The sequence below is a fragment of the Pseudomonas sp. dw_358 genome (assembly GCF_018449655.1).
Lineage (GTDB): Bacteria > Pseudomonadota > Gammaproteobacteria > Pseudomonadales > Pseudomonadaceae > Aquipseudomonas.
In genome coordinates, this window is sequence record NZ_JAAVUX010000003.1 from 333937 (window position 1) to 360681 (window position 26745).

Below are 26745 nucleotides of genomic sequence, written 5' to 3' on the forward strand. Positions count from 1 at the left end.
GAAAGCACATGAGAGAGCCCCGCCATCTGGGACAAGGAGACGGCCTCGAGCGCCGTCATGGCCGCGAGCGTGGCGGCCGCGGCCCTCGGGTATTTGCCCCGGGCGACCTGAAACTGTTGTTGCTGGCACTGATTGCCGAGCAACCCTGCCACGGCTACGAGCTGATCCGCCAAATCGAAGAAATGTTCGACGGCGCCTACAGCCCGAGCCCTGGCGTGATCTACCCGACCCTGACCTTTCTTGAAGAACTCGAGCATATCCTCGGCGACACTCAGGGGGGCAAGAAGCTGTACACCATCACCGATGGCGGGCGCCAGGCCGTCATCGACCAGGCCATTGCCCTGGAGGGCGTACGCACTCGGATCGACGTCAGCAAACGTTCCCTGCGCGGCCATGATCGTCCGCCCGAGATCCATGAAGCCGTGCACAACGTGCGTCACGCCCTGCAATCCCATCACGGCCGCTGGACCCCGGAAGAAATTCTGCGGGTTTGCGAGCTGCTCAATGCAACTGCCCGCGCCATCGTCGACAGCCCTGCCCTGGAGAACGCGCAATGACCGAACACAATTCCAACGCCGTCCACCGCGTCATGCATGAAATCAAACGCCGAAAGTTGCGAGTGCTGAAGGTCACCGATCTGACCCCGCGCATGCGCCGCATCACCTTGGGCGGCGCACAGCTGGCCGGTTTTTTGAGCCAGGCCGCCGACGACCATATCAAGCTGTTTTTCCCCCGCAATGCCGAGGAGGAGCAAGCCATGTTGACCATGGTACTGGGTGGCCCGAAAGACGACGGCCCCAAACCGGCCATGCGTGACTACACGCCGCGCCGTATCGACTTGGCCAATCTGGAATTGGACATCGACTTCGTCCTCCACGGCGACGGCCCCGCCTCCACCTGGGCGGCGCAAGCCGAACCGGGGCAGCACCTGAACATCGGCGGCCCGCGCAGCTCGCTGATCGTGCCGGACATTTTCGACAGCTACCTGCTGATCGGCGATGAAACTGCCCTTCCGGCCATCGCCCGCCGCCTGGAAGAATTGTCTCCCGGACGCACCGCGCTGGTGATCGTCGAAATCGAGAACGAAGCCGAACGCCAGCCGCTGAACAGCGCTGCAAACCTGGAAGTGATCTGGGTCAACCGTCACTCCAGCGATAACGCGCTGGCACGCACAGTGGCCGATCTGCAACTGCCCGAGGGCGAGCTGTATGCGTGGATTGCCCTGGAAGCCGCATTGTCACGGCGCCTGCGCAAGGTGTTGATCCAGGATCATGGCCTGGCGGAAGGCGCAGTCAAGGCCGCCGGCTACTGGCGGCTGGACGAGAACGAAAACGATGCCCCCTGAGCCCCGCCCGTGATCACTTCTTGATCACATCTCCCCGTTGGGCCGCCAGCCGCGCCAGCAGGCGGTTCTGCGCGGGGACCGGGACGTTCTGGGCGTTCATGCTGTCGATCAGGTCTTCCACCAGCGCGTTGAACTCGGCCTTGCCGATGTTCTGGCCCTTGTGGACCTCGGCCATGCTGTCGCCGGTATAGCGGCAAGGGCCACCCGCCTCCATGCAGAACTTCAACACCAATTGATCGCGCAGGCGCAGCGGCTCGACATGCTGGAAGTGCCGATTGATGCGCGAGTCATGGGCAATATTGATCAGCATGCCCTCGACGATGCGGTTGATACCGGGCCGCTCGCCGAGCTCACGGTAGAGGCTGTCGTCTTTCGGCGGCTGCAATGCGCAGGCGCTCAGCAAGAGCAGGCAAGCCACCGTCCATCCACGCCACAACGCACTCATCTTAAAAAGCCCCCTGCACGGAAAGGTAGGTGCCGTTCTGATTGTTCAGCGTGGCGATTTCACCCAGCTGCGCGTACGCCAGCACGAAGGACAGATGCTTGTTGGGGAAGTAGCCGACAAACAGATCAGCCCAGTCACTTTCACCGGCAAAGGACAAGTTGTCCGGTTTTTCACGGTATTCGACGCCCATGGCCCAGTGGGGGTTGACCAGCACCGCCACCGAACCTTCCTTGAGCACACTGCGGCTGTCACGGCGATCACCGCCAAAGCCAAGCAGACCGTTTTCGTTGGCGCGGCTGTAGCGAACACCGCCGTTGACCACCAGGTTGTAGCCAAAGAATGCCCCCATGAACAGGCGGCTTGCGGTCAGGTAACCGTCCACATCGGCGTCACGCTTGGCGCCCACCAGACTGGGGATCAGGAAGTCATTCTGATGTTTGTATTCCAGCCCCAGCGACACCTGCGGCAGGCGGTCGTAGATCAGGTCGCCGAACAGCCTGACCTTGGCGCCGAAAATGTCCATGCCCAGGTGGTCCTGCGGCAAGTTGAGCTTGTGCACCAGGCTGCCCAGGTTGAAATCCTGATGGGCATAGGACAGCTCGACGCGGTTGTTCCAGGACGCCGCGAGGCCGGCCACATCCAGGCGATAGTCCGGCAACCAGACCCGCGTGGCAAAGGCGCTCGCGCCCCACTGCCCTTCATCGCCGTAGCTGGTGATGACTGCCCACGGCGTGATACCGCCGCCGGCCGCGCCGTCGATGCTGGTGCCCCCGCCCGTGGCGATCAGGCGACCGTCGTCAGCCTCGGCCTGAGGTGCCAGCGACACCGAGCAGGCCATGGCCATGAATACAGCAGGCAAGTAACGTTTCATGGTTAATGGACCAGAATGGAAGGGGCGGTAAGGGGCTGTCGAACCCAGGTTTCGAATGCCTGGGGCGGCAGCGGCCGGCTGATCAAGTAACCCTGGGCGGTATCGCACTCCCAACGTTCGAGCAAGCGCAGGCTGCGTTCGTACTCGACGCCCTCGGCAACCACTTTCAGCCCCAGGTTGTGGCTCATTTCAATGGTGGAACGAACGATAACGGCGTCTTCACTGGTTTCATCCAGGTCGCGGACAAACGATTGGTCGATCTTCAGCTCCTGCACCGGCAAGCGTTTGAGGTGAGCCAGAGACGAGTAACCCGTGCCGAAGTCATCCACCGACAGGCTGATGCCGCAATTGCGCAGGCTGTTGAGCACTTTCAGGGCGGCTTCCGGCTCGCGCATGATGGCGCTCTCGGTGATCTCGAAAATCAACTGCTGTGCCGGTACGTTGTGCAGCTTGAGCAGACGGAGGACCCGTTCGAGCAGGTCGCCGCCGGTGAGATCTTCGGCCGAAATGTTCAGCGACACCTGAATGCGCAGCCCGCGGCTGTTCCACTCGGCCAGTTGGCGGATACCTTCTTCGATCACCCAGCGGGTCAGAATCTGGATACTGCCGGTACGCTCGGCCAGCTCGATGAACTCGCCCGGCGAGACCATGCCGAAGTGCGGATGCTGCCAGCGCAGCAAGGCCTCGGCCTGTACCACGCGTTGTTGGCGAATGTCGAGCTTGGGCTGGTAGTGCAGCATCAGCTCGCCATTGGTCGCCGCCCGGCGCAGATCGCGAATCAGGCGGATTTGTCGCTGATGGGCCAGGTCGCGGCCGTGCTGATAGACCTGCAAGCGACCCGGCATGTCACCGGCATCCTTCATGGCGATAGCGGCGCGGCCCAGCAGCTCTTCGGCGGTGATGCCGTCGGCCGGGTAGGCGGCGATGCCGATACGGCAGTCGATGCTCACGTCCTGTCCGCCGAACCGGTGTGGCTGCAAAAGGACTTGCTGCAGGGTGTCGGCCCTGGCCACGGCGCTGGCGCTGTCCATGTTCTCCAGCAGCACCAGAAACTCGTCGGTGATCAAGTGCGCGACGGTATCGCCGGGGCGGATAAATTCCCGCAGGTTTTCGCCAATCTGTTGCAGCAGGCGGTCGATGAACGCAGGGCCGCCGGTGTCGCTCAGCGCCTTGAGGTTATCGACCCCCAGATAGAGCAATGCCACGGGACGGTCGGCGGAGATTGCGCTGCCAAGACGCTCCATGGCCAACGCGCGGTTGGGCAGACCGGTCAAGGCATCGTGGAGGGCATTGTGGGCAAGCAGCACTTCGCGCTCGGCAATGCCTTGCTGCATGCTGTGAATGGCGTTGGCCAAAAGCCCCAGCTCGTCGGCGCGCTGTACGGGCAACTGGGTGTGATAGTCACCCAGACGAATGCGGTCGGCGGCGACGGCCAGCGCCCGCACCGGCTGAGAGACGCTGCGAGCCAGCAACAGTGCACCGATCAGCGACGCCAGCAGAGCCGCCATGGCGATCAGCAGAATATTGTGGTCCAGTGGGGCAAAAGCGCCGAGAGCCGCATCCAGCGGGCTTTGCAGCAGGGCAATGACCTGACTGCTGGCCGCGTCTGGCGATCCAGACAGCATCAGAACCTGGCTGAGAAAGCGCTGGCCCTCATGCTCGCTGAGGGTGATGGTGCGGCCTTGACCGGCATTGCTCTGGATCCAGTGCACCAAGGGGTCCAGCATCACGATGGGCTGAGTGGTGATCAGTTGACCGGGCACACCTTTATCCACGGCCAGAAAAGATACTTCGAGGTTGCTCAGCTCATGCAGCTCTTTGGCGAAAGCGGCGTCCATGCTGAAGCCGACCACCACCCGGGCGATCGGCAGCGGCGCCAGTACCGGTGTTTCCACCAACAGGTGCGGCTGCCCCTGGAGCGCGACGATGATCATCGACTGACCGGTGCGACGGGCATCGCGCATGGCCTGGTCGAAAGGGAACACGCTGTCGACGGGGACCGCATCCACGGTGCTGCCCAGCACCTTGCCATCCATCCCCAACAGAAACATGTCGCTGGCGTTGATGCGCCCGCCGTGGTTGAGCAGGGCCGAGCGGATGGTGGCCGAATCGCCACTGGCAACGGCATCGCGAAAACCGAAGTCGGCGGCCAGCACCTGCACGCCATCGCGCAGGCGGCGGCCGCGGGTGTCCAGCAGACGTTCGAACAATTTGGTGCCCAGCTGCAACTGCGCACTGGCCTGGCTGCGTACGGCCTCGTTGGTGGCAACTTTGACCGCCATTGTAAGCGCGCCGATCACCACCAGCAGCAGCAGGATCAGTACCCCGGCGATGCGCGCCTGAAAGCTATTTTTGAGGTTCACTGAGGGCATTACCAAATGCGTTGCCGAAGGCGCTGGGCGCGGGCGCAGCCGTTGCATCGCCAGCGGGCGGTTGAACCGCCAGGGAGAAGTTGTGGCTGGTGCCGGCAGCAGCAATATCCAGCTCACCACCCGACTGATTGAGCATGTCGGTGACTTGCGGGTGCCACAGGGTCACGCTGTAATGGCCAGCAGGCAGTTGATCGATGCTCAGCTTGCCATTGGCATCGGTGACGGCGAACCAGGGGTCGTCACTGACGTAGATGTAGCCCAGCATCCAGTCGTGAATGTTGCAGCCCAGCACGACCACGCCGGGCTTGTCGAACAGCAGCGGATCGGTGGGCGTGCCCTCATAGAGACGCAGCTCGAAGCGCTTGGGCGCCGAGAACGAGTAGACCTGATGACGAATGTTATCGCTGTTGGGAAAACTGATCAGCGTCCCGGTCCGCACGGCCAGCACGTGGGGCACGAATTCCTGCTTGCGCTGGTCCATGATGGCTTTGGCACCTGGAGTTGCCGGCAATGGGCCACCTCGCAGGGTCAGCACCGCACCGGACAGCGGGTGCCCTTGCTGGTCAACGACCTGAGCCTGCAATGACGCGGCATTGAGCCATGAGCTACAGACCAGCAAGGTCGCAGCCATCCCTGTTCGAATCAAGATTCCACGCATTCCGAGCACCCATCATCGGCCAAACCAGACACAGCACCTACAGCGTAGTCAGTGCGCATGTGAAAGTTATCGACCGCTGTGGGCAAAGCTGTAACAGCCCATTGAAACCGAGTGCCCATCGCCCCATCTAAGCACCATGACCCATTGCGCAGGTGCCCCATGAGCGACCAGCAAGAACACCCGGACACTCAAGACTCTCTGGACGGCCACGCCGACCTGGACAGCGATCACATCGAACACTCGACCCACTCCAGCACCGAGCTGACCCTCCCCGGCCAGAACCTGCCCGACAAGGTCTACATCATCCCGATCCACAACCGTCCGTTCTTTCCCGCCCAGGTGTTGCCCGTCATCGTCAACGAAGAGCCTTGGGCCGAAACTCTGGACCTGGTGGCCAAGACCCCGCATCACTCGCTGGCGCTGTTTTTCATGGAAACGCCGCCAGACACCCGCCATTTCGATACCTCGAACCTGCCGCTGTACGGCACCCTGGTGAAGATCCACCACGCCAGCCGCGAAAACGGCAAGCTGCAGTTCGTCGCTCAGGGCCTGTCGCGGGTGCGCATTCGCACCTGGCTCAAGCACCATCGACCGCCTTACCTGGTGGAGGTTGAGTACCCGCATCAGCCCACCGAGCCGACCGACGAGGTCAAGGCCTACGGCATGGCGCTGATCAATGCGATCAAGGAACTGCTGCCGCTCAACCCGCTGTACAGCGAAGAGCTGAAGAACTACCTGAACCGTTTCAGCCCCAACGACCCGTCGCCGCTGACGGATTTCGCCGCTGCCCTGACGTCCGCCACCGGCACCGAATTGCAGGAAGTGCTGGACTGCGTCCCCATGCTCAAGCGCATGGAAAAAGTCCTGCCCATGCTGCGCAAGGAAGTGGAAGTCGCGCGCTTGCAGAAGGAGATCTCGGCCGAGGTCAACAAGCAGATCGGCGAACATCAGCGAGAGTTCTTCCTCAAGGAGCAGCTCAAGGTCATCCAGCAAGAGCTGGGCCTGACCAAGGATGACCGCAGTGCCGACGTCGAGCAGTTCGAGCAGCGTCTGCAAGACAAGACCCTGCCGGCTGCGGCGAAAAAACGTATCGACGAAGAAATGAACAAGCTGTCGATCCTCGAGACCGGGTCGCCAGAGTACGCCGTGACCCGCAACTACCTGGACTGGGCCACCGCCCTGCCTTGGGGTGTATATGGCAAGGACAAACTTGACCTCAAGCACGCGCGCAAGGTTCTGGATCAGCATCATGCCGGCCTTGACGACATCAAGAGCCGCATCCTCGAATTCCTTGCGGTGGGCGCCTATAAAGGCGAAATCAGCGGCTCCATCGTGCTGCTGGTGGGCCCTCCGGGCGTGGGCAAGACCAGCATCGGCAAATCCATTGCCGAATCCCTGGGCCGGCCGTTTTACCGGTTCAGCGTCGGCGGCATGCGAGACGAGGCGGAAATCAAGGGTCATCGGCGCACCTACATCGGCGCGCAACCGGGCAAGCTGGTGCAAGCCCTGAAAGACGTCGAAGTCATGAACCCTGTGATCATGCTCGATGAAATCGACAAGATGGGTCAGAGCTATCAGGGCGACCCGGCGTCAGCGCTGTTGGAAACCCTGGACCCGGAACAGAACGTCGATTTTCTCGATCACTATCTGGACCTGCGCCTGGACCTGTCCAAGGTGCTGTTCGTCTGCACCGCCAACACCCTGGACTCGATTCCCGGCCCGTTACTGGACCGCATGGAAGTCATTCGTCTGTCCGGTTACATCACCGAAGAGAAGCTGGCGATTGCCAAGCGCCACCTGTGGCCCAAGCAACTGGAGAAGGCTGGCGTCGACAAATCGCGCCTGGCCATCAGCGACGGCGCCCTGCGCGCGGTGATCGAAGGCTACGCGCGGGAAGCCGGCGTTCGGCAATTGGAGAAACAGCTCGGCAAGCTGGTCCGCAAAGCGGTGGTCAAGCTGCTGGATGACCGCAACGCGGTGATTCGCATCGGCAACAAGGACCTGGAGGCCTCGCTGGGCATGCCGGTGTTCCGCAGCGAGCAGGTGCTGTCGGGCAAAGGCGTGATCACCGGGCTGGCCTGGACCAGCATGGGCGGTGCCACGCTGCCGATCGAAGCCACGCGCATCCACACCCTCAATCGCGGCTTCAAGCTCACCGGGCAGCTGGGCGACGTGATGAAGGAGTCGGCGGAAATCGCCTACAGCTACGTCAGCTCCAACCTCAAGCAATACGGGGCCGACCCGACGTTTTTCGATGAGGCTTTTGTGCACATGCACGTGCCGGAAGGTGCCACCCCCAAGGACGGTCCCAGCGCCGGTGTGACCATGGCCAGTGCCCTGCTCTCTCTGGCCCGCGACCAGGCACCGAAGAAAGGCGTGGCGATGACCGGTGAGCTGACCCTCACCGGCCATGTCCTGCCCATCGGCGGTGTACGGGAAAAAGTCATTGCGGCGCGGCGACAGAAAATCACCGAATTGATTCTGCCGGAGCCGAATCGGGGCAACTTCGAAGAGTTGCCTGATTACCTCAAGCAAGGGCTGACCGTGCATTTTGCGAAACGCTTCGCTGATGTCGCCAAAGTGCTTTTCTGATAGAAAGGAGCTCTTGCCCTGACTGGAGCTCCCGATGACTGCTTCTCGCCTGCTTGCTGCCACCGGCCTGATCCTGCTGACCGCGTGTACCGCGAACCGGCAGGGCGGGCAAAATGTGACGGTGACACGTCAGGGCGACTGCCCGCTGCACTTGCAAGCGGGACAGAAACTGACCCTGACCCTGCCCAGCGATCCCACCACGGGTTATCGCTGGCGGGTACGGAATGCTGGCCAGCCAGTGCTGCGCAGTCTTGGACCTGAGGTGTTCAGCAATCCGGAAGACGTCGGCGTGGTCGGAGCGGCCGGGCAATCATCTTGGCGTTTCGACGTGTCGCAGGCAGGGAGCGGCGCCCTGCTGCTGGTGTACCAGCAGCCGTGGGCGCCTGAGGTGAATCCGATCAAGTCGTTCGAGTGCGTGATTGTCGTGCAGTGACCGCTGGAGAGCGGCACTGGCTCACGCTTGCGGGAGCGAATCGATGAAGCTGTTCATCTGCTTGAAGTGCCCCTCGATTTCGGTGAATGAGGTCGGGTCGGTCACCCGCGTATCCAGGCCAAGATCTAGAAAAGCGTGATAGATCACCACGATTTTGCTGATTTCTGCATCCCATGTCTCGGCGGCCAGCCAAGCGGTCGGGACTTGGGCAAACGCCTGGAGCTGGCTCATTTGTGCGCGGATCGTTTTTTGATCGGCGTGGAGCTGCTTGCTCAGTTCGCCGACTTCGTCTCTCAGTTCGTCGCGTTTCTGCGCCAGTACCGTGTACCTGCGGATCTCGCCAAAGAACTCGACATGTTCTTCAAGCTTGCCTATCACGGCCATGACCAGCGCTTTATCGATGCCCTGGTTCTTGACTGTATTCAGGGCAACTTCAGCCTCTTGCGCCGTCGGGAGCGCCTTTTTGAACAAGTCTTCGAGCCCATGACGCTTGAATAGATCGAGGGCTTCGCTGATATCGGTCGCTGCCTGGTTCATGGTGGCGATCCGGGTCTGCAGCTGAGCGACCTGCGCCTGTGCGGCCTCGTTCTCCTTTTCCAGACAACGCTGCAAATGTGCGAGCTCCGGCCGAGCCACCGCGCGAATTCGCTGCAAGCCCTTTTCCAGAATCCTCACGCCTTCCCTGACAGCATCAAGGCCATAGGCCACCATCGTGACCGACAGCGTCGTCAGCTCCTCCCGCCGTCGGGCGCACTGGCTTTCATTCAAGCTGGCATCACTCTCCAGCGCGGCGAAGGCATCATTTATCTGGGCCAGCCCGACATAATGCAGAGCGGCTTGCGTGGCTGCACCGCGCTCATAGAACTTCTCATAGCTGTCCTGGGCCACTGATTTCAGCAGCACCAGCTGCTCCTGAATAACCGGTAGCGATTGACCCACCCCCAAGCGGATCGCAGACCTCAGGTCCTTGAGGCTGTTGCGAAGGGTCGTGCCGTCCGGGGTCTCAAGGGATTCGTTGACGAAGTTGACAGTTCTCATCATTCCATTCCTTTGGCAGTGTACGATCTGAAGAGCTCGTTCAGCTCTCGGGATTGCGTATGAACGTCGCGCCAGGGCGCCATCGTGTTGTCAAACCGAAGCGTGAACAACATGAGGGACGTTGTGTTGTTGATCGCGGCAGCATCCTTCTGCGAGTTTTCGATGCTTGCATAGATGTCGCGCCAGACTTTGAGCAAGTGCTTGGACGCTTCGAGGGTGATGCCAAAGCGGATATTCATATCCTCGAGGGCAACGCCGTAACTGACAAATCGGCCCTTGATACCGTTTTGCTGAGCCAGTCGTCGACAGTAATTGTCACGCTCCACGATCAACTGGTTCATGGTGTCCTCGGCGTGTTGCGCATGGGAATCCACCGCAAGGTAGGAAATACCAAGCCCCAGGGGCCCGAAAACGGCCCCATACCATCGGGCAGACAGGTAATAATCGACGTTTTTTTGCTGTTCGCCGATTCGAGTGCTGACGTGAGCGATGGCGTCCTCCAACTCCCTCACCTGTTCGCCAATACCGTGGGCTTTCAGGGCGTCCATCACGTCTTCATGAAGTGCAGCCAGTTCGTATTGCAAGGTTGTCCTGAAGGCCAAGGCCTGTTGATAGGTCTTCTGGACATGCTCCAGGTACCCCAGGATCTGTTGCTTCATGTAGTCGAGAAATTCGCCCAGTGAAAGCACAGCCACCTGGTCGCTTTCCACGAGGTCATCGTGGGGCTGCAGGTCAACCGGCAGACTCTCGAGCTCTTCAAGTGTCGCCCCGCCCCGCCGGTAGGCCACCGTGTCTTTGACCCGCCGCAGAACATCCTCACCGGTGGCGACGAAGCCTTTGGAAAAAGTCTCCAGGCGGATCCCCAGCAGCGAGCATGATTCTTCCAGATCGGGCCAGGTCTTTACATGGTCTTCAAGCGCGAGGTTCAAGTGCTTGATGGCTTTGAGCAGGGGTTCTCCCAGCACTTTCTGGGTCGTGGAGAAGGATGCAAGGATAGTCTCCTCATCGAGTGGCAAGCGACTATAAGCCTCGACATAACGCTTGATGGTCTGCAGATTATCGGCGGTGAATACAATACTGGGCTGTCGCACCCGATACCGCTCTGACGGGATCGACTGTGGCTGATCTTGATTGGACATCACGTACTTCCTGTCTCGTGAGTGAAGCCACAACGGCGTCCGAGCCGAGCGGCGTGAGGTGTCTCGATACCCTATCGCCGCCCCCAATGCGTCGGAATGTGGAAACGGCTCCTCGCGCGGCTGCACAAACGCGGCAAGGTCGGTAAAATGCCAGCCCCCTGCACTTGCCTGGACTTCCACCGTGCCTAGACAACCTGACCGCCTCTTCGCCACTCCGCTGGCAGAAGTCCCCGACTTTGCCTTCAACGAGGATGTGGTGCGGGTCTTTCCAGACATGATCAAGCGTTCGGTGCCGGGCTACCCGACGATTGTCGAGAATATCGGCGTGCTGGCCGCGCAGTTCGCCCAGCCCGACACCACCCTGTATGACCTGGGCAGCTCGTTGGGCGCCGTCACGCAGGCGCTGCGCCGTCATGTCCGCACTGAGAGCTGTCGGGTGGTGGCAGTGGATAACTCCAGTGCCATGGTCGAACGCTGCAGTGAATACCTGAAGGCTCAGGATTCGATGTTTCAAGAATTGTTGCCCGTCGAAGTGCGCGAAGGCGACATTCTGCAGTTACAGTTTGAGCCGGCGTCGGTGATCGCCCTCAACTTTACGTTGCAGTTCATTGCACCCGAGCAGCGGCTTGCCCTGCTGTCGCGCATTCGTCATGCCCTGGTGCCCGGCGGCGCACTGATTCTTTCGGAAAAGCTTCGCTTTGACGATCCCGAGGAGCACACGCTGCTGACTGACCTGCACATCGCCTTTAAAAGGGCCAACGGCTACAGCGAGCTGGAGATCGCGCAAAAACGCAGTGCCATCGAAAACGTGATGAAACCCGACAGCCTGCAAGAGAACCGCGAGCGCCTGCTGGCCGCCGGCTTTTCAAAAGTGCTGCCTTGGTTCCAGTGTCTTAACTTTGCTTCGATGATCGCCCTGCCATGATCGATTTATCTGCGTTGGTCCGCCGCTTGGCGGACACCCCGTTGGCCGGCTGGTCCCAAACGCTGCAAGCTCAGCTCGACAGCAAAATGGCCAAAGGCCACGGCGACCTCGAGCGCTGGCAAGGCGCACTGGATGCCCTGCCGCGGCTGACGCCCGGCGTTGTCGATCTGGTCAGCGGGCTAAGTCTGGACTGTGAGTGTGACGACGAGACCCGCGCACGGATGCATAGCGCCTTGATGGGCCTCTCACCTTGGCGCAAGGGGCCGTTCGACCTGTTCGGTACTCACATCGACACGGAGTGGCGCTCGGACTGGAAGTGGTCTCGCGTGAGCCCGCACCTGGATTTGTGCGGCAAGCGCGTACTCGACGTGGGTTGCGGCAATGGTTACTACCAGTGGCGCATGTTGGGTGCCGGAGCCGACAGCGTGATCGGCATCGATCCCAACTGGTTGTTCTTCTGCCAGTTCCAGGCAGTGCAACGCTATCTGCCAGACCTGGCAGCCTGGCACCTCCCCTTCGCGCTGGAAGACCTGCCGGCCCGGCTCGAAGGGTTCGACACGGTGTTTTCCATGGGGGTCTTCTATCACCGACGTTCCCCCCTCGAACACCTGCTGGCACTCAAGGACTGCCTGGTCAAAGGTGGCGAACTGGTGCTGGAGACGCTGGTGATAGAAGGTGATGTGAATCAAGTGCTGGTGCCCGAAGATCGCTATGCTCAGATGCGCAACGTCTGGTTCCTGCCCTCGGTGCCGGCCCTCGAACGCTGGCTACGACGCGCCGGCTTCCAGGACGTGACCTGCGTGGACGTCAGTGTGACCACCGTCGCCGAGCAACGCAGCACGCCCTGGATGCGCTACCAGTCACTGAGCGATTTTCTCGATCCCGAGGATCACAGCCGCACTGTAGAGGGCCTGCCCGCCCCCATGCGTGCAGTGATCAAGGCGCGCAAATAACTTGAAACAGCTGCCCCGGAAGTGCGATACCTTCAACTGTCCGCATGTGCGCCCCAACCTTTCAAGGAGTCCAAGATGAGCAACCGTCAAAGCGAAATCGCTGCCGCTCTGGCCGTGGTCCCGCCATTTGCCGATATCGCCGCCCTGCAAGCCGAGATCGACAAGCGCAAGGCATTCATCAAGCAATGTCTGCGCAACGCCGGCCTCAAAGCGCTGGTGCTGGGCATCAGCGGCGGCGTCGACTCGCTGACGGCAGGCCGCCTGGCGCAATTGTCAGTCGAAGAATTGCGCAGCGAAACAGGCGATGATTCCTACACGTTCATCGCCGTGCGCCTGCCTTACAACGTCCAGCATGACGAGGAAGATGCTGCGGCCTCGATCAAGTTCATCAAGGCCGATGTCGAGGACACAGTCAATATTGCCGGTGCGGTGCTGGGCCTCAGCGAGCAGGTTATCCATTTGCAGGGCCTGACCCACGCCCGCCGGGATTTCGTGGTGGGCAATGCCAAAGCGCGGATCCGCATGGTGGCCCAGTACACCATCGCCAATGCCAACAATGGCCTGGTCATCGGTACGGACCATGCGGCAGAAGCGGTGATGGGTTTCTTCACCAAGTTCGGCGACGGTGCCTGCGACCTGGCGCCCCTGAGCGGGCTGGTCAAGGGTCAGGTACGGGCTATTGCCCGGCACTTGGGTGCGCCGGAAAACCTGGTATTGAAAGTACCGACAGCCGACCTCGAAGAGCTGCGCCCAGGCAAGCCCGATGAAGAGTCACATGGCGTGACCTATGCGGAGATCGATGCGTTCCTGCACGGTGAGACCGTACGGGCCGAGGCTTACGAGATTATCGTGCGCACGTACGACAATACCCGCCACAAGCGCGAGTTGCCGTTCGTTCCGGCCTAGTCCGCGTTACATTGTTCCCGAACCATCTCGGCCCCAAGGGTAACAGGAGGACCGAGCTGGCTTGGTAAAAGCGTCAGCCGCGGCTGGCAGCCAGGATCAGCGCCTTCATCTCCGCTACTGCGCCTTTGAAGCCGACGAACAAGGCGTGGGCCACCAGCGCATGGCCGATGTTCAATTCATTGATCCCGCCGATCGCCGCCACGGCCTCGACGTTGTGGTAGTGCAGACCGTGGCCGGCATTGACGATCAGCCCTTGGCTAAGGCCAAAGGCCACGCCATCGGCAATGCGACCCAGCTCCTCGGCCACTTCCGTGGGGGTCTGCGCGTCCGCATAACGGCCGGTGTGCAGTTCGATGGCCGGTGCACCGATACGTTTTGACGCTTCGATCTGACCTTCGTCGGCATCGATGAACAGCGATACCTCACAGCCCAGCCGTGACAGGCGCTGGACGGCGTCCTTGATTCGCTCCTCCTGCCCCGCCACGTCAAGGCCGCCCTCGGTAGTCAGCTCCTGGCGAGTTTCCGGCACCAGGCAGATATGCGCCGGACGAATCTGTTCGGCGAAGGTCAGCATCGCCTCGGTGACGCCCATTTCGAAGTTCATGCGGGTCTGCAACACCTCCTTGAGTAGCAGCACGTCGCGCTCCTGGATATGCCGGCGGTCTTCACGCAAGTGCACGGTAATGCCATCGGCACCGGCTTCTTCGGCATCCAGTGCAGCCTTGACCGGGTCGGGATACCGCGTGCCACGGGCCTGACGCAGAGTGGCGACGTGGTCGATGTTGACGCCGAGAAGGATGCGGTTGCTGGTGGTCACGGGGTGGCTCCCTGGTAATGAAGGATGCAAGGATACGATGGCTTCAGGGTTTGCGAAACAGTTCGCGACTGACCAAGGGCCGGCCGCCCAAATGTGGGGCGAGGGCCTGACGCATCAGGCGCTTGGCGGCAGCCAGTGATCCCGGTGCGCTCCAGTCGGCTTCAGCCAGGGCCAGCAGATCGATGCCCCGGAACAGCCCGGGCTGAAAGAATTCGACCCGTTCGAGCCCGGCATCCACCCGCAGGTGGTAGAGCCCAGCCGGATCGACCGCTGTGCCATTGACGTCGGTGTCGAGGGCAAAGCCATAACCGAGGTCATCCAGCAACCGCCACTCGAAGGAACGCAGCAGCGGTTCGAGAGCCCGACCGGCCGCCAAGCCTTGCAAGGTTGCGGCGTAATGATCGAACAGCGCAGGGTGTGGATCTTCGGCAGGCAGTACGCGGATGAGCAGTTCGTTGAGGTACAAACCACTGAACAGTGGATCGCCGACCATCCAGGTGGCAATCCCCGCGCTCTCCATGCGCCCGACGTTCTTCAGCTCGCCCCGCCCGCGAAACTCCACTTCCAGTGGCACGAACGGTCGGGCCAGGCTGCCTGCCTTGCCCCGAGCGCTACGCAGCACGGCCCGCAAGCGGCCTTGGGGTGTGATGAAGTCGACCAAGGCACTGGTTTCGCGATAGGCACGCGAGTGCAGGACATACGCCGGTTGCGCCAGCGACCAGTCAGAGATCGCCGTAACCCAGCGAACGCAGGGCGCGTTCGTCGTCGGACCACCCGCCCTTGACCTTGACCCAGAGGTTGAGCATGACCTTGGAGTCGAACAGCACTTCCATGTCCTTGCGTGCCTCGGTGCCGATGCGCTTGATGCGCTCGCCCTTGTCGCCGATGATGATCTTCTTCTGACCATCACGTTCCACCAGGATCAAGGCGTGGATATGCAACGTCTTGCCCTGCTGCTTGAACTCTTCGATTTCCACGGTGATCTGGTAAGGGAGTTCGGCCCCTAGCTGACGCATGATCTTTTCGCGAACCAGTTCGGCGGCGAGAAAACGGCTGCTGCGGTCGGTGATCTGGTCTTCCGGGAAGAAGTGCTCGCTTTCGGGCAAGTGGGTGGCGATCAGAACTTCCAGTGCTTCGAGGTTATGCCCCTGTTGAGCGGAAATCGGCACGATCTCGGCATTGGGCAACTGCTCCTGCAACCAGCTCAGGTGCGGCATCAGCTCGGCCTTGTCCTCAATGCGATCGGTCTTGTTGATCGCCAGGATCACCGGTCCCTCGACGTACTGGATACGCTCCAGGACCATCTGGTCCTCGTCGGTCCACTTCGTGCGATCAACGACGAAGATGACTACGTCCACGTCTTTGAGCGCCGCCGAGGCGGTCTTGTTCATGTAGCGATTCAGGGCCTTTTCGCCGCCCTTGTGCATGCCCGGGGTATCGACGTAAACCGCCTGAATGGCGCCTTCGGTCTTGATGCCCAGCATGTTGTGACGGGTGGTCTGAGGCTTGCGCGAGGTGATCGCCAGTTTCTGCCCCAGGATGTGGTTCAACAAGGTCGACTTGCCGACGTTGGGGCGGCCTACGATGGCCACATAGCCACAACGGGTAACAGTTGAATCAGTCATTGCAATTCTCCACACCCAGGGCGATCAGGGCGGCAGTGGCGGCGACCTGCTCGGCGATGCGACGGCTGACGCCCTGGCCCCGGCTTTTTTCGTTCAAAAGGATAATTTCACATTCGACGAAAAACGTCCGGCAATGCGGGTCCCCCTGGATGTCCACCACCTCGTAGCGAGGCAGTTCGCACCCGCGCGACTGCAGAAACTCCTGCAAGCGAGTCTTGGGGTCTTTGTTGGTGTCGACAAGGGTCAGGCTTTCGAACTCGGTACTCAGCCAGGCCAGCACGCGGTCACGGGCGACCTCCATGCCCGAATCCAGGTAGATCGCGCCAATCAGTGCCTCCAGGGCATCGGCCAGAATCGATTCGCGGCGGTAGCCACCGCTTTTCAACTCACCGGAACCCAGACGCAGGTATTCGCCCAGATCAAAGCCACGAGCCAGCAAGGCCAGGGTCTCGCCCTTGACCAGACGGGCGCGCAAACGCGACAACTGCCCTTCGCGAGCCAATGGAAAGCGCTCGAACAGCGCCTCGCCGGCGACGAAGTTGAGAATGGCATCGCCGAGGAATTCCAGGCGCTCGTTATTGCGCCCGGCATAGCTGCGATGGGTCAAGGCCAGAACCATCAGTTCCTGGTCCTTGAAGGTGTAACCGAGCTGACGCTCGAGACGGCTCAAGGAAACGCTCACGGTTTACGCACGCTGAATTCGTGGTCGAATTTCACCACCAGATCAATGTTGCCGACCAGTGGCTCACGTTTTTCATACTTCAGATGAGCAAGGTAGACATCTTGCTGCTCGGTGACACTCAAAGCGCTTTTCAAATCCAGATCCCGGATATTGTTGACCTGCATGCCTCGGTAGACATGGGTGTAGAAATCTTCGACGCTGCCGACTTCGTCAGACTTGTCCGTGCCGATGGCAACGATGATCTTCTTGATCGTCATGTCGTCCATATAAAGGGGCACGACCCTGGCACCGACGGTCACCAGAAAGCCGATCACGAACAATGCAACCAGCCACCCCACCATGGACAGGCCTTTTTGCGAAACAGGAGACTTCATGCTGCACCCCTCGTGCTATCCCTGGCCTTGAAAGCATTCGGCGCCATCCATGGGATGGCGCCGCGCTTGACTACTTGATCAGACCGACCCGCGACAGGCTTGGCAAGTGACTGAACTTCGGATCCGGCCAGCTCATCCAGACCGCGAAAGCCTTGCCAACGATATTCTCGTCGGGGACCATGCCCAGCAGGTCCTTGGGAATCCTGGGGTCATCCCAGTAACGGCTGTCGTTGGAGTTGTCGCGGTTGTCGCCCATCATGAAGTAATGGCCAGCCGGGACGGTCCACTGGCTGTCGGGCGGCGCGCGGTAACGACTCATTTCCTCGCGGATCATGTGCTCGATATTGCCCAGATGCTCACGGTACAGCTTCACCGTATCAAGGCTGCCAGGCTCGGAGCCGAGCAGCTCCTTGGACACCAACTGGTCATTGACATAAAGCTGCTTGTCGTTGGTATAGCGAATCTTGTCGCCCGGGAGGCCGATCACTCGCTTGATGTAGTTGACACTTGGGTCGCTGGGGTAGCGAAACACCATCACGTCGCCGCGCTGTGGATCACCGATCGGAATGATCTTTTTGTCTATCACCGGCAAGCGAATGCCGTAGGCGAATTTATTCACCAGGATGTAATCGCCCACTTCCAGCGTCGGCATCATCGAGCCCGAAGGGATCTGGAAGGGCTCAACCAGAAACGAGCGCAGCACCAGCACGATGAACAGGACCGGAAAGAACGACTTGCCGTACTCGACCAGCAACGGCTCCTTGTTCAGCTGCTCGACCACCGTGGTGTCCGGCTGCGTGACGCTGCCTTCGTAGGTGGCGATGGCCGTGCGCCGACGCGGCGCCAGGATGAGCAGATCGACCAGCGCCAGCAGACCGCAGACGGCGACAGCAATAACCAGCAACAGCGGGAAATTTAGTGACATAGGACCTGACTATTCCAACCTGAGCACGGCAAGGAAGGCTTCTTGTGGAATTTCCACGTTGCCGACCTGCTTCATGCGTTTCTTACCGGCCTTCTGCTTTTCCAACAGCTTGCGCTTTCGGCTGACGTCGCCGCCGTAGCATTTGGCCAGTACGTTCTTTCTGAGCGCCTTGACAGTGGTCCGCGCAATGATCTGGCCGCCAACGGCCGCCTGGATCGCCACATCGAACATCTGCCGCGGAATCAGTTCTTTCATTTTCTCCGTGAGCGCCCGGCCCTTGTAGGCCGCGTTGTCACGGTGCACGATCAATGCCAGGGCATCGACCTTGTCGCCGTTGATCAATACGTCCAGCTTGGACAGGTTGGCCGACTGGTAACGATCGAAATGGTAGTCCAGCGAAGCATAGCCACGGCTGGTGGACTTCAAACGATCGAAGAAGTCCAGCACCACTTCGTTCATCGGCAAGTCGTAACGGATTTGCACCTGGGAACCCAGGAACTGCATATCACGCTGAACCCCGCGCTTTTCAATGCACAGCGTAATGACGTTGCCCAGGTGCTCCTGAGGCACAAGAATAGTCGCCGCGACGATCGGCTCGCGGAAATCCTCGACCGATGACACGTCCGGCAGCTTGGACGGGTTGTCGATGTAGACGGTCTGGCCGTTCTTCAGGAGCACTTCGAAGATTACGCTCGGCGCCGTGGTGATCAGGTCCAGGTCGTACTCGCGCTCCAGGCGCTCCTGGATGATTTCCATGTGCAGCATGCCCAGAAAACCGCAACGGAAGCCGAAGCCCAGTGCGTCGGAGCTTTCCGGCGAATACTGCAGGGAGGAGTCATTGAGCGTCAGTTTTTGCAGGGCGTCGCGGAAATCCTCGAAGTCTTCGGAGCTCACCGGGAACAAGCCGGCATAGACCTGCGGCTGAATGCGCTTGAAGCCAGGCAGCACGTCGACGTCCGGGGTGGTGCTCAAGGTCAGCGTATCGCCCACTGGAGCACCGTGAATGTCCTTGATGCTGCCGATGATGAAACCCACTTCACCCGCCTTGAGGTCGGCGGTGGCGGTGTGCTTGGGCGTGAACACGCCCACGCTGTCCACCAGATGCACCTTGCCGGTAGACTTGACCAGAATCTTGTCGCCCTTCTTCACCCGCCCGTGGCGGACACGCACCAGCGAGACGACGCCCAAGTAGTTGTCGAACCAGGAATCGATGATCAAGGCCTGCAACGGCGCTTCGATGTCGCCGGTGGGTGCCGGGATCGTCTGCACCAGGCGCTCGAGCACTTCGAGCACGCCCATGCCGCTCTTGGCGCTGCACGCAACGGCGTCGGTGGCATCGATGCCGATGATCTTCTCGATCTCGTCCTTGACCTTGTCCGGGTCGGCCTGCGGCAGGTCCATCTTGTTGAGCACGGGCATGACTTCCAGGCCCTGCTCGATCGCCGTGTAGCAGTTGGCGACCGATTGCGCCTCGACACCCTGCCCTGCGTCCACCACCAGCAAGGCACCTTCACAGGCTGCCAGCGAGCGGCTGACTTCATAGGTGAAGTCGACGTGGCCGGGGGTATCGATGAAATTCAGTTGATAGGTTTTACCGTCCTGCGCCTTGTAGTGCAGGGTCACACTGTGAGCCTTGATGGTGATGCCGCGCTCGCGCTCCAGATCCATGGAGTCGAGGACCTGAGCTTCCATCTCGCGATCGGCAAGGCCGCCGCACATCTGGATGAACCGATCGGCGAGGGTCGACTTGCCGTGGTCAATGTGGGCGATGATGGAGAAATTGCGGATATGACTCAAATCACTCACGGATCAACACTCAAAATGGCTGCGGGCAGGGGGCCCAACGAAAAATAGCCGGGAATTGTACCTTATTTGGCCGGTGTTGTGTGTGACCGCAGGGCGACGCCCAGGACATTCAGACGTAGGAGTGCACGGAAGCCCGCGACAGACAAGACACAAATCCTGTGATCTTGCCTGTCGCGGGCTTCCAATGCGCCGGATCAGCGGCGCCTGCGGACTACTCGGACAGCTTGAACGTAATGAAGCTGGCGCGCCCCTGACGCAAGACTCGCATCGACACCGAACGGTTCTTCGGCAAGCCCTTCGCCACTTCGGCAAATTCCTTCGCCGTGCCGATCGCCTGGTTGTTCAAGTGGGTGATGACATCACCTGGTTGCAGGCCGATGACGGCGGCCGGGCCATCCTGAACATCCTTGATTACCACGCCCCCCTGCAGATCCAGCGTCTTCTTCTGGTCAGCGGTCAGGTCAGTCACCGAGACGCCGAGGCGGTCGCTGCTGCTCTCGTTGGCCGCTTTAGGGGTCACGCTGGCGCCATCCTCGTCGTCATCCGGCAAGGCACCCACGGTGATGCTCAGGGTCTGGCGCTTGCCATCGCGAATCACTTCGAGATCGGCTTTGGCACCGGCCTTGAGGCCACCTACCAAGTGAGGCAGGTCAGCAGACATGATGATCGGCTGCCCGTTCATGGTGAGGATCACGTCACCCACCTTCAGCCCACCTTTGGCCGCCGGGCCATCGTCCAGTACCTGGGCCACCAGGGCTCCGGCCGGCTTGTCCAGACCGAACGACTCGGCCAGGTCCTTGTTGACTTCCTGAATGACTACGCCCAGCCAGCCGCGGCTGACCTTGCCGTCTTTCTTCAACTGGTTGGCCACGTCCATGGCCACGTCGATCGGAATGGCAAAGGAAAGCCCCATGAAGCCACCGGAACGGGTGAATATCTGCGAGTTGATGCCGACCACTTCCCCCGCCATATTGAACAACGGACCACCGGAATTGCCCGGGTTGATCGCCACGTCGGTCTGGATGAACGGCACGTAGGAGTCGTTCGGCAGGCTGCGGCCCTTGGCGCTGACGATACCCTTGGTTACCGAATGGTCGAAACCGAAGGGCGAACCGATGGCCAATACCCATTCACCCACTTTGAGTTTGTCCGAGTCGCCCAGCTTGACGGTGGGCAGGTTCTTGCCGTCGATCTTCAGAACGGCCACATCCGTGCGCGGATCGGTACCGACCAGCTTGGCCTTCAGTTCCGAGCGGTCTGCCAGACGCACGATGATTTCATCGGCATCGGCGATCACATGGTTGTTGGTCAGCACGTAGCCGTCACTGGAAATGATGAAGCCCGAGCCCAGCGACTGCGCCTCACGTTGACGGTCGCCGCGCGGCGACTTTCCGTTGGGCGACTTGCGCGGCAGGCTGCGCTCGAAAAACTCGCGAAAGGCGGGCGGCAGGCCGTCCAGATCCGGCATCTGCGAATCGGCCACGGAGCGATCGGGGAGCTTCTGGGTGGTACTGATGTTGACCACCGCGGGGGAGGCCTGCTCCACCAGACCGGTGAAGTCCGGCAGTGCCTCGGCCTGAGCCGACACGACCTGGCCGAGCATCAGCACCGCGGCAAAGAACGACAGGTAAGATTTCAAACTTGGTATGGACATACGGCTCCCGTTCATAACGAGCATGGTTGAGCAGCGCCTTCGGGATATCGGACACCCCTGGTGGCAGACAAGGCCAGCCCCCGTGAGGGCTGATCTATAGAAGCTTTGATTGCAGGCGCTTTGCAACCGAACGGTTGCAGATTTCATCTGGCACGCGGCGTGACGCGGTCGAAACTCATGTTGCCATGCACGCAAAGCCAGTCCTATTAACACTATGTCACTCAATATTTCAGGAGAGGCCGCGCTGTCATGGGCTGGTTTTCACATCGTCGGCACGCACGGACAACGCGATACGTTCGGCAGTACCGATTGGCACCTCGCCCACTACCGTCACCAGCAAATCACCGCCCTTGCCTGCCAAACGGCGCGACACGGCTGCCGTGGGACCCAACTGGGCATGGGTATCGGCTGTTTCGTTGGCGGCCAGCGGCTCGATGAACACTGACACGCGCGCCAAACCATCGCCGTACATCAAGCTGGCGACTACGACCTTGCGCTGGGGATCGAGGTGTGCTGACTGGCCGAGCAACTCGAACCCGGCCGGCAACCAGTCACTGCGCCAAGGTGCCGGCGAGGTGTCGGCACGCTGATTCGCCGGCGCTACAGGCTTGCAGTCATCGGTGGCTGTCAGATCGGTGTCCGAGGGCGCGTCGGTGCTGAACCGGGTGTACTGGAATCGCTCCAGCAACTGGCCTTTGTCGTTGAGCAACAAAGATTTGAGCGGCAACCCGGTCTGTTTGTCCAGATGCATCTCGAAGCCATAGCGTTGCTGGTCCTTGGGTGTCAGGGTGACCACCACAGCCTCGCGCCCGGCCACGCGAGATTCGCCGCCGACGTTCAAGGTGTACCAGGACATCAGCTTGAGGGGGTCCAGTATCGGACTGGAGGATGCTGCACCTGCGCCAGGCATGGGCGATGAACCACTCACGCAGCGCAGCGAGTCATCCACGCGCAGTACCTCACGGGGCGGACCGTCGAGCTGATAAAGCCGCTCGCTGACCCGGCCCTGATTGGCACGATGCCAAATATCATGGGAGGAGAAACTGCCAGCACGCTCATAGATGAACGTGCCCTGGAAACTTTGCTGCTGCTCGGCCTGCGCCATGCGACCGAGCCATTGAGCGGCATCGGTCGCGGCAAACGCAGGGGCAGCGAAACATCCAACAAGCAGGACAGCTGTCAAAGGAAAAGCGCGCATGGTCCGCCTTAACGGTTTTCCAGGCTGGCAGCACGTGCGTAAGGCAGCGCCCCTTCGACGCCCTTTCCGGCGGCTTCTTGAGCATGCTGACGCACATAGCCGGGCAGACGCTCGTCAGCCTGACCCTGGATCACGCCACTGGCCATGGGGCCCGGTGCCTGATCGGAGCTCTCGCTGTAGTTGGCAAGCACGGCCGGACCCTTGACCTGAGGCACACCCATGGTTTGCTGGGCAGGCTGCTGCTGGGCCAGTTGAGCACCCGTGATTTCGTTCTGGTTATACAGACGAACACCGGCGAGCACCGCGACAGTCACCGACGCGGCCACCGCCAGTCGACCCAAGCTGCGCCATGGGCTGCGCCCCGGCTTGGCCGGTGCCACTTCGTCAGCGATCGCAGCAGATACAGCAGCCGAAAGGTCCAGATGCGGGTCCAGCAGGTCCTTGTGCATCACCGCCCGGGCAACCTGATAACGAGCCCAAGTGGCACGAGTTTCAGGATTTTCCAAGGCCGCGATGACCCGGCGCAATTCCAATTCGTCCGCTTCGTTATCCATCACCGCGGACAGCGATTCCTGCAGGGCTTCACGACTCATTGCGTTCCTCTCTTGGCTGTCGCCGCTGTCTCAGGTTTCCTGCAACAAAGGTTGCAAGGCTTTATCAATGGCCTCCCGTGCACGGAAAATCCGCGACCGCACGGTACCGACCGGGCACTGCATGACGCTGGCAATGTCCTCATAACTAAGACCGTCGAATTCACGCAAAGTTAGCGCCGTACGCAAATCTTCGGGAAGCTGCTGGATGGTTCGATGGACGGTGCCTTCGATTTCGTCCCGCAACAACGATCGCTCAGGGGACTCGAGATCCTTGAGGCCATGATCGCCATCGTAGAACTCAGCATCCTCGGAACTCACATCGCTGTCCGGTGGCCTGCGTCCGCGGGACACCAGATAGTTTTTCGCCGTGTTGATGGCGATACGGTACAGCCACGTATAAAACGCACTGTCGCCGCGAAAATTGCCTAGGGCACGGTACGCCTTGATAAAGGCTTCCTGCGCCACGTCCTGGGCTTCATGGGTGTCGTGCACAAACCGCACGATCAACCCGAGAATCTTGTGCTGATACTTCAGCACCAACAGATCGAAAGCTCGCCGATCGCCACGCTGTACGCGCTCGACCAGCTGCTGATCCTCTTCCTGGGTTAGCATGAACACTCCTCGTTGAACCTGAAGGAGCGTCGCTCTGGCCAGTGTTCAGGCTTGCAACCATAGACTCGGGCTTTTCGCAAAAGTTCTCCCCTTCCAGGCAAGTTTCCTGCAGACCTTGTTTTTGCCTGCACGAAAAACGCGGCCCGGTCCTGGCCGGCCGCGTCAATAATCTTGTCGTCGCCCTGCGCCGCAGTGGGTACGGCGACGGGTCGACGCTGCTCCCCCGTCTGAGGGGGTAACCTTCTATTGATTCCAGGGATTTACAGAAAGTTCAAATTTTAAAATGGAGATGTAACCGGACATTTGCAAGACCGCGGCCCGCTATTGTGCAACCCAGCGCGTCGATATACTACTGACGTCAGCATAATGCTCCACACGGCAGCTTACAAAATAGCGCCCACAACAATAATGCTTATCGCGGAATCCTCATGAGCCGACAGTTTAAATACGACGTCCTGATCATTGGCAGTGGCGCCGCGGGCCTGAGCCTGGCCCTCAACCTGCCCGCCCACGTGCGCATCGCGGTGCTGAGCAAGGGCGATCTGGCCAACGGTTCGACATTCTGGGCCCAGGGCGGCGTGGCCGCCGTGCTCGATGATACCGACACCGTGCAGTCCCATGTCGAGGATACGCTGGGAGCCGGGGGCGGCCTGTGCCACGAAGACGCCGTCCGCTTCACGGTGGAGCACAGTCGCGAAGCCATCGAATGGCTGATCGAGTTAGGGGTGCCCTTCACCCGCGATGAACATGGCGACAACCCTGACCAGCACTTCGAATTTCACCTGACCCGGGAAGGCGGCCACAGCCATCGGCGCATCATCCACGCCGCCGATGCCACCGGGGCCGCGATCTTTCGCACGCTACTGGCCAAGGCTCAGGATCAGCCCAACATCGAGTTGCTGGAACAGCGTGTCGCCGTCGACCTGATTACCGAGCGTCGCCTCGGCCAGGCCGGCGATCGCTGCCTGGGCGCCTACGTGCTGGACCGTGGCACTGGCGAAGTCGACACCTTCGCGGCGCGCTTCGTGGTGGTTGCCACGGGCGGCGCCGCCAAGGTCTACCTGTACACCAGCAACCCCGACGGCGCCTGCGGCGACGGCATCGCCATGGCCTGGCGCGCGGGCTGCCGCGTGGCCAACCTGGAATTCAACCAGTTTCATCCCACCTGTCTGTATCACCCCCAGGCCAAAAGCTTTCTGATTACCGAAGCCCTACGCGGCGAAGGCGCCCACTTGAAACTGCCCAACGGCGAACGCTTCATGCCACGGTTCGACACCCGCGCCGAGTTGGCGCCCCGGGATGTCGTGGCCCGCGCCATCGACCATGAGATGAAACGCCTGGGCATCGACTGCGTATTCCTGGACATCAGCCACAAACCGGCTGAATTCATCAAGCTGCACTTTCCCACGGTGTATGACCGCTGCCTGGAATTCGGCATCGACATCACTCGCCAGGCTATCCCGGTGGTCCCGGCAGCACACTACACCTGTGGTGGCGTGATGGTCGACGCGCGTGGGCAAACTGACGTACCCGGGTTGTATGCCATCGGCGAAACCAGCTTCACCGGTCTGCACGGCGCCAATCGCATGGCCAGCAACTCGCTGCTCGAATGTTTCGTCTACGGTCGCTCGGCAGCGGTGGACATCCTCGAGCAATTGACCACGGTGGCGATGCCCGAATCCTTGCCCGCCTGGGACGCCAGCCAGGTGACGGATTCTGACGAAGATGTGATCATTGCGCATAACTGGGACGAACTACGGCGATTCATGTGGGATTACGTCGGCATCGTGCGCACCAACAAACGACTCCAGCGCGCTCGGCACCGGGTCCGCCTGCTACTCGGCGAGATCGATGAGTTCTACAGCAACTACAAGGTCAGCCGCGATTTGATCGAGCTGCGCAATCTGGCTCAGGTGGCCGAATTGATGATCGAGTCGGCCATGCAACGCAAGGAAAGCCGTGGACTGCACTACACCCTGGATTACCCGGAAATACTCCCCGAAGCCCGCGACACTATTGTGCTGCCGCCCACCTGGAACGGCTGAACTTGAGCAGCACCCGCAGCCTGCGGTGATGATCGGCGCTCAGGGTGTCGGCCGGCAGGCACAGGCTGCGGCTGAACCACTGGCCCGACTGACGCCAGCGCAACACAATCAGCATAGGGGTGGCGAGCGAATCAGCCTGTAGCTGCACGCTGCGCCAGCCCAGTGCCGGACTCCACAGCTGCCAACCCTGCCCGTCGTGGCGCAGAGCGCGCCAGGCAGCAACATGGCTCAAACTGATGGTCCGCGGCACCTGCCAAAGGGCGTGCACCACACAGACCGCTATGCCCAAGGCACGAAACAGCGTATCGATATCCAGCAAGACCAAGGCCAGCAGCGCCATACCCTGCCCTGCCGCATAGGCGCCAAGCAGGCGCCGGGACGGCTGCCAGCGGCATTCGAAACGGTCACTTGGGCTGGACACGGTCCAGTATCATGCGAACCATGCGTTGCAGCTCGGGATCCTCGGACTCCGCCCGCTCCATGAACCAACCGAACATGTCCTGATCCTCGCATTCGAGCAAGCGGGTGTAGCACTCGCGGTCGGCCTTGTCGAGGTGCGGATAGACCTCGCGCACGAACGGCACCAGCAACACATCCAGCTCCAGCATGCCGCGGCGGCTATGCCAGTAGAGCCGATTCAGTTCTACGTCTTCAACCATGGAGCTCTCCTTTGGACAGGCGAGAAGTATACAGGAAGCCGTGTACCCCGGAGCGGGCCGTGGTAACCGCCCATGACG

27 protein-coding genes are annotated in these 26745 nt (G+C 60.8%); 8 read left to right on the plus strand and 19 right to left on the minus strand.

The features are described 5' to 3' along the window. The first annotated feature begins 8 nt into the window (after nucleotides 1-8). Both HB675_RS07420 and HB675_RS07425 read left to right on the plus strand, forming a co-directional pair. On the plus strand, nucleotides 9-557 hold the full coding sequence (locus HB675_RS07420; protein ID WP_213877179.1) for a PadR family transcriptional regulator: 549 nt from the start codon (nucleotides 9-11) through the stop codon (nucleotides 555-557). Further along, on the plus strand, nucleotides 554-1345 hold the full coding sequence (locus tag HB675_RS07425; RefSeq protein WP_213877181.1) for a siderophore-interacting protein: 792 nt from the start codon (nucleotides 554-556) through the stop codon (nucleotides 1343-1345). The genes HB675_RS07420 and HB675_RS07425 overlap by 4 nt, the downstream gene beginning before the upstream one ends. Nucleotides 1346-1358: 13 nt before the next feature. Here HB675_RS07425 and HB675_RS07430 read toward each other — a convergent pair whose 3' ends face one another. From HB675_RS07430 to HB675_RS07445, 4 genes are read right to left on the minus strand one after another with little or no spacing between them, the layout of a single operon-like run. Further along, nucleotides 1359-1790, minus strand: coding sequence for a group 1 truncated hemoglobin (locus HB675_RS07430; protein WP_213877183.1), 432 nt, complete (start codon nucleotides 1788-1790; stop codon nucleotides 1359-1361). A gap of 1 nt (nucleotide 1791) precedes the next feature. Next, a complete protein-coding gene (locus tag HB675_RS07435; RefSeq protein ID WP_256737498.1) occupies nucleotides 1792-2634 on the minus strand; it encodes a DUF3034 family protein in 843 nt (280 codons plus the stop codon). Nucleotides 2635-2663: 29 nt separating this feature from the next. Then, nucleotides 2664-5024, minus strand: coding sequence for an EAL domain-containing protein (locus HB675_RS07440; protein ID WP_213877187.1), 2361 nt, complete (start codon nucleotides 5022-5024; stop codon nucleotides 2664-2666). Beyond that, complete coding sequence (locus HB675_RS07445; RefSeq protein ID WP_213877189.1) at nucleotides 5008-5691, minus strand: methylamine utilization protein; 684 nt, start codon at nucleotides 5689-5691, stop codon at nucleotides 5008-5010. Before HB675_RS07445 ends, HB675_RS07440 begins: the two co-directional genes overlap by 17 nt. A gap of 159 nt (nucleotides 5692-5850) precedes the next feature. Here HB675_RS07445 and lon point away from each other — a divergent pair, with 159 nt between their 5' ends. Both lon and HB675_RS07455 read left to right on the plus strand, forming a co-directional pair. Then, nucleotides 5851-8283, plus strand: coding sequence for an endopeptidase La (gene lon / locus HB675_RS07450; protein ID WP_213877191.1), 2433 nt, complete (start codon nucleotides 5851-5853; stop codon nucleotides 8281-8283). Nucleotides 8284-8317: 34 nt separating this feature from the next. After that, on the plus strand, nucleotides 8318-8716 hold the full coding sequence (locus HB675_RS07455) for a protease inhibitor I42 family protein (RefSeq protein WP_213877193.1): 399 nt from the start codon (nucleotides 8318-8320) through the stop codon (nucleotides 8714-8716). Between the two features lie 21 nt (nucleotides 8717-8737). On the opposite strand, the gene HB675_RS07460 is transcribed toward HB675_RS07455, so the two are convergent. Next, on the minus strand, nucleotides 8738-9754 hold the full coding sequence (locus HB675_RS07460) for an alpha-xenorhabdolysin family binary toxin subunit B (protein ID WP_213877195.1): 1017 nt from the start codon (nucleotides 9752-9754) through the stop codon (nucleotides 8738-8740). After that, complete coding sequence (locus tag HB675_RS07465) at nucleotides 9754-10893, minus strand: alpha-xenorhabdolysin family binary toxin subunit A (protein WP_213877197.1); 1140 nt, start codon at nucleotides 10891-10893, stop codon at nucleotides 9754-9756. The genes HB675_RS07460 and HB675_RS07465 overlap by 1 nt, the downstream gene beginning before the upstream one ends. A 181-nt stretch (nucleotides 10894-11074) precedes the next feature. Between HB675_RS07465 and cmoA the strand changes: the two genes are divergently transcribed. The 3 genes from cmoA (at nucleotide 11075) to nadE (ending at nucleotide 13677) form a co-directional block, all read left to right on the plus strand. After that, on the plus strand, nucleotides 11075-11818 hold the full coding sequence (gene cmoA / locus HB675_RS07470; protein ID WP_213877198.1) for a carboxy-S-adenosyl-L-methionine synthase CmoA: 744 nt from the start codon (nucleotides 11075-11077) through the stop codon (nucleotides 11816-11818). Beyond that, complete coding sequence (gene cmoB, locus HB675_RS07475; RefSeq protein ID WP_213877200.1) at nucleotides 11815-12771, plus strand: tRNA 5-methoxyuridine(34)/uridine 5-oxyacetic acid(34) synthase CmoB; 957 nt, start codon at nucleotides 11815-11817, stop codon at nucleotides 12769-12771. The genes cmoA and cmoB overlap by 4 nt, the downstream gene beginning before the upstream one ends. Before the next feature lie 75 nt (nucleotides 12772-12846). Then, a complete protein-coding gene (nadE, locus tag HB675_RS07480) occupies nucleotides 12847-13677 on the plus strand; it encodes an ammonia-dependent NAD(+) synthetase (protein WP_213877202.1) in 831 nt (276 codons plus the stop codon). Between the two features lie 73 nt (nucleotides 13678-13750). Here the strand turns inward: nadE and pdxJ are convergent, their stop codons facing one another. The 11 genes from pdxJ to rpoE all read right to left on the minus strand — a co-directional run bounded on the left by pdxJ (nucleotide 13751) and on the right by rpoE (nucleotide 23963). Then, nucleotides 13751-14494, minus strand: coding sequence for a pyridoxine 5'-phosphate synthase (gene pdxJ / locus HB675_RS07485; protein WP_213877204.1), 744 nt, complete (start codon nucleotides 14492-14494; stop codon nucleotides 13751-13753). A gap of 43 nt (nucleotides 14495-14537) precedes the next feature. Beyond that, complete coding sequence (gene recO / locus HB675_RS07490; protein WP_213877323.1) at nucleotides 14538-15224, minus strand: DNA repair protein RecO; 687 nt, start codon at nucleotides 15222-15224, stop codon at nucleotides 14538-14540. Next, entirely contained in the window at nucleotides 15217-16119 is a 903-nt protein-coding gene (gene era, locus HB675_RS07495) for a GTPase Era (protein WP_213877206.1), read from the minus strand. Before era ends, recO begins: the two co-directional genes overlap by 8 nt. After that, the gene (gene rnc / locus HB675_RS07500) at nucleotides 16112-16801 is read right to left on the minus strand and encodes a ribonuclease III (RefSeq protein WP_213877208.1); all 690 of its coding nucleotides are present in this window, start codon (nucleotides 16799-16801) and stop codon (nucleotides 16112-16114) included. The genes era and rnc overlap by 8 nt, the downstream gene beginning before the upstream one ends. After that, nucleotides 16798-17175, minus strand: a complete 378-nt coding sequence (locus HB675_RS07505; protein WP_213877210.1) for a DUF4845 domain-containing protein — start codon at nucleotides 17173-17175, stop codon at nucleotides 16798-16800. The genes rnc and HB675_RS07505 overlap by 4 nt, the downstream gene beginning before the upstream one ends. 70 nt (nucleotides 17176-17245) lie before the next feature. Next, entirely contained in the window at nucleotides 17246-18100 is an 855-nt protein-coding gene (gene lepB / locus HB675_RS07510; protein WP_213877212.1) for a signal peptidase I, read from the minus strand. Nucleotides 18101-18109: 9 nt separating this feature from the next. Then, a complete protein-coding gene (lepA, locus tag HB675_RS07515) occupies nucleotides 18110-19906 on the minus strand; it encodes a translation elongation factor 4 (protein ID WP_213877218.1) in 1797 nt (598 codons plus the stop codon). 211 nt (nucleotides 19907-20117) lie between these two features. Beyond that, entirely contained in the window at nucleotides 20118-21554 is a 1437-nt protein-coding gene (locus HB675_RS07520) for a Do family serine endopeptidase (protein ID WP_213877325.1), read from the minus strand. A 253-nt stretch (nucleotides 21555-21807) separates the two neighbouring features. Continuing rightward, a complete protein-coding gene (locus HB675_RS07525) occupies nucleotides 21808-22758 on the minus strand; it encodes a MucB/RseB C-terminal domain-containing protein (protein WP_213877220.1) in 951 nt (316 codons plus the stop codon). A gap of 8 nt (nucleotides 22759-22766) precedes the next feature. Continuing rightward, a complete protein-coding gene (locus tag HB675_RS07530; protein ID WP_213877222.1) occupies nucleotides 22767-23351 on the minus strand; it encodes an RseA family anti-sigma factor in 585 nt (194 codons plus the stop codon). A 30-nt stretch (nucleotides 23352-23381) separates the two neighbouring features. Further along, nucleotides 23382-23963, minus strand: a complete 582-nt coding sequence (gene rpoE, locus HB675_RS07535; RefSeq protein ID WP_003252049.1) for an RNA polymerase sigma factor RpoE — start codon at nucleotides 23961-23963, stop codon at nucleotides 23382-23384. Between the two features lie 428 nt (nucleotides 23964-24391). Between rpoE and nadB the strand changes: the two genes are divergently transcribed. Beyond that, a complete protein-coding gene (gene nadB / locus HB675_RS07540; RefSeq protein WP_213877224.1) occupies nucleotides 24392-26008 on the plus strand; it encodes an L-aspartate oxidase in 1617 nt (538 codons plus the stop codon). Here nadB and HB675_RS07545 read toward each other — a convergent pair. Both HB675_RS07545 and HB675_RS07550 read right to left on the minus strand, forming a co-directional pair. After that, nucleotides 25977-26429: a protein YgfX gene (locus HB675_RS07545; RefSeq protein WP_213877226.1), complete on the minus strand. Its 453-nt coding sequence runs from the start codon at nucleotides 26427-26429 to the stop codon at nucleotides 25977-25979. The two genes, nadB and HB675_RS07545, sit on opposite strands and share 32 nt — an antisense overlap. Further along, nucleotides 26413-26667: a succinate dehydrogenase assembly factor 2 gene (locus HB675_RS07550; protein WP_213877227.1), complete on the minus strand. Its 255-nt coding sequence runs from the start codon at nucleotides 26665-26667 to the stop codon at nucleotides 26413-26415. Before HB675_RS07550 ends, HB675_RS07545 begins: the two co-directional genes overlap by 17 nt. Nucleotides 26668-26745 lie beyond the last annotated feature (78 nt).

Coding starts and splice junctions, on each gene's coding strand:
- HB675_RS07420 (WP_213877179.1), top strand. CDS start 9: ATGAGAGAGCCCCGCCATCTGGGACAAGGAGACGGCCTCGAGCGCCGT.
- HB675_RS07425 (WP_213877181.1), top strand. CDS start 554: ATGACCGAACACAATTCCAACGCCGTCCACCGCGTCATGCATGAAATC.
- HB675_RS07430 (WP_213877183.1), bottom strand. CDS start 1,790: ATGAGTGCGTTGTGGCGTGGATGGACGGTGGCTTGCCTGCTCTTGCTG.
- HB675_RS07435 (WP_256737498.1), bottom strand. CDS start 2,634: ATGGCCATGGCCTGCTCGGTGTCGCTGGCACCTCAGGCCGAGGCTGAC.
- HB675_RS07445 (WP_213877189.1), bottom strand. CDS start 5,691: ATGCGTGGAATCTTGATTCGAACAGGGATGGCTGCGACCTTGCTGGTC.
- lon (WP_213877191.1), top strand. CDS start 5,851: ATGAGCGACCAGCAAGAACACCCGGACACTCAAGACTCTCTGGACGGC.
- HB675_RS07455 (WP_213877193.1), top strand. CDS start 8,318: ATGACTGCTTCTCGCCTGCTTGCTGCCACCGGCCTGATCCTGCTGACC.
- HB675_RS07460 (WP_213877195.1), bottom strand. CDS start 9,754: ATGAGAACTGTCAACTTCGTCAACGAATCCCTTGAGACCCCGGACGGC.
- HB675_RS07465 (WP_213877197.1), bottom strand. CDS start 10,893: ATGTCCAATCAAGATCAGCCACAGTCGATCCCGTCAGAGCGGTATCGG.
- cmoB (WP_213877200.1), top strand. CDS start 11,815: ATGATCGATTTATCTGCGTTGGTCCGCCGCTTGGCGGACACCCCGTTG.
- nadE (WP_213877202.1), top strand. CDS start 12,847: ATGAGCAACCGTCAAAGCGAAATCGCTGCCGCTCTGGCCGTGGTCCCG.
- era (WP_213877206.1), bottom strand. CDS start 16,119: ATGACTGATTCAACTGTTACCCGTTGTGGCTATGTGGCCATCGTAGGC.
- HB675_RS07505 (WP_213877210.1), bottom strand. CDS start 17,175: ATGAAGTCTCCTGTTTCGCAAAAAGGCCTGTCCATGGTGGGGTGGCTG.
- lepB (WP_213877212.1), bottom strand. CDS start 18,100: ATGTCACTAAATTTCCCGCTGTTGCTGGTTATTGCTGTCGCCGTCTGC.
- HB675_RS07525 (WP_213877220.1), bottom strand. CDS start 22,758: ATGCGCGCTTTTCCTTTGACAGCTGTCCTGCTTGTTGGATGTTTCGCT.
- HB675_RS07530 (WP_213877222.1), bottom strand. CDS start 23,351: ATGAGTCGTGAAGCCCTGCAGGAATCGCTGTCCGCGGTGATGGATAAC.
- rpoE (WP_003252049.1), bottom strand. CDS start 23,963: ATGCTAACCCAGGAAGAGGATCAGCAGCTGGTCGAGCGCGTACAGCGT.
- nadB (WP_213877224.1), top strand. CDS start 24,392: ATGAGCCGACAGTTTAAATACGACGTCCTGATCATTGGCAGTGGCGCC.
- HB675_RS07550 (WP_213877227.1), bottom strand. CDS start 26,667: ATGGTTGAAGACGTAGAACTGAATCGGCTCTACTGGCATAGCCGCCGC.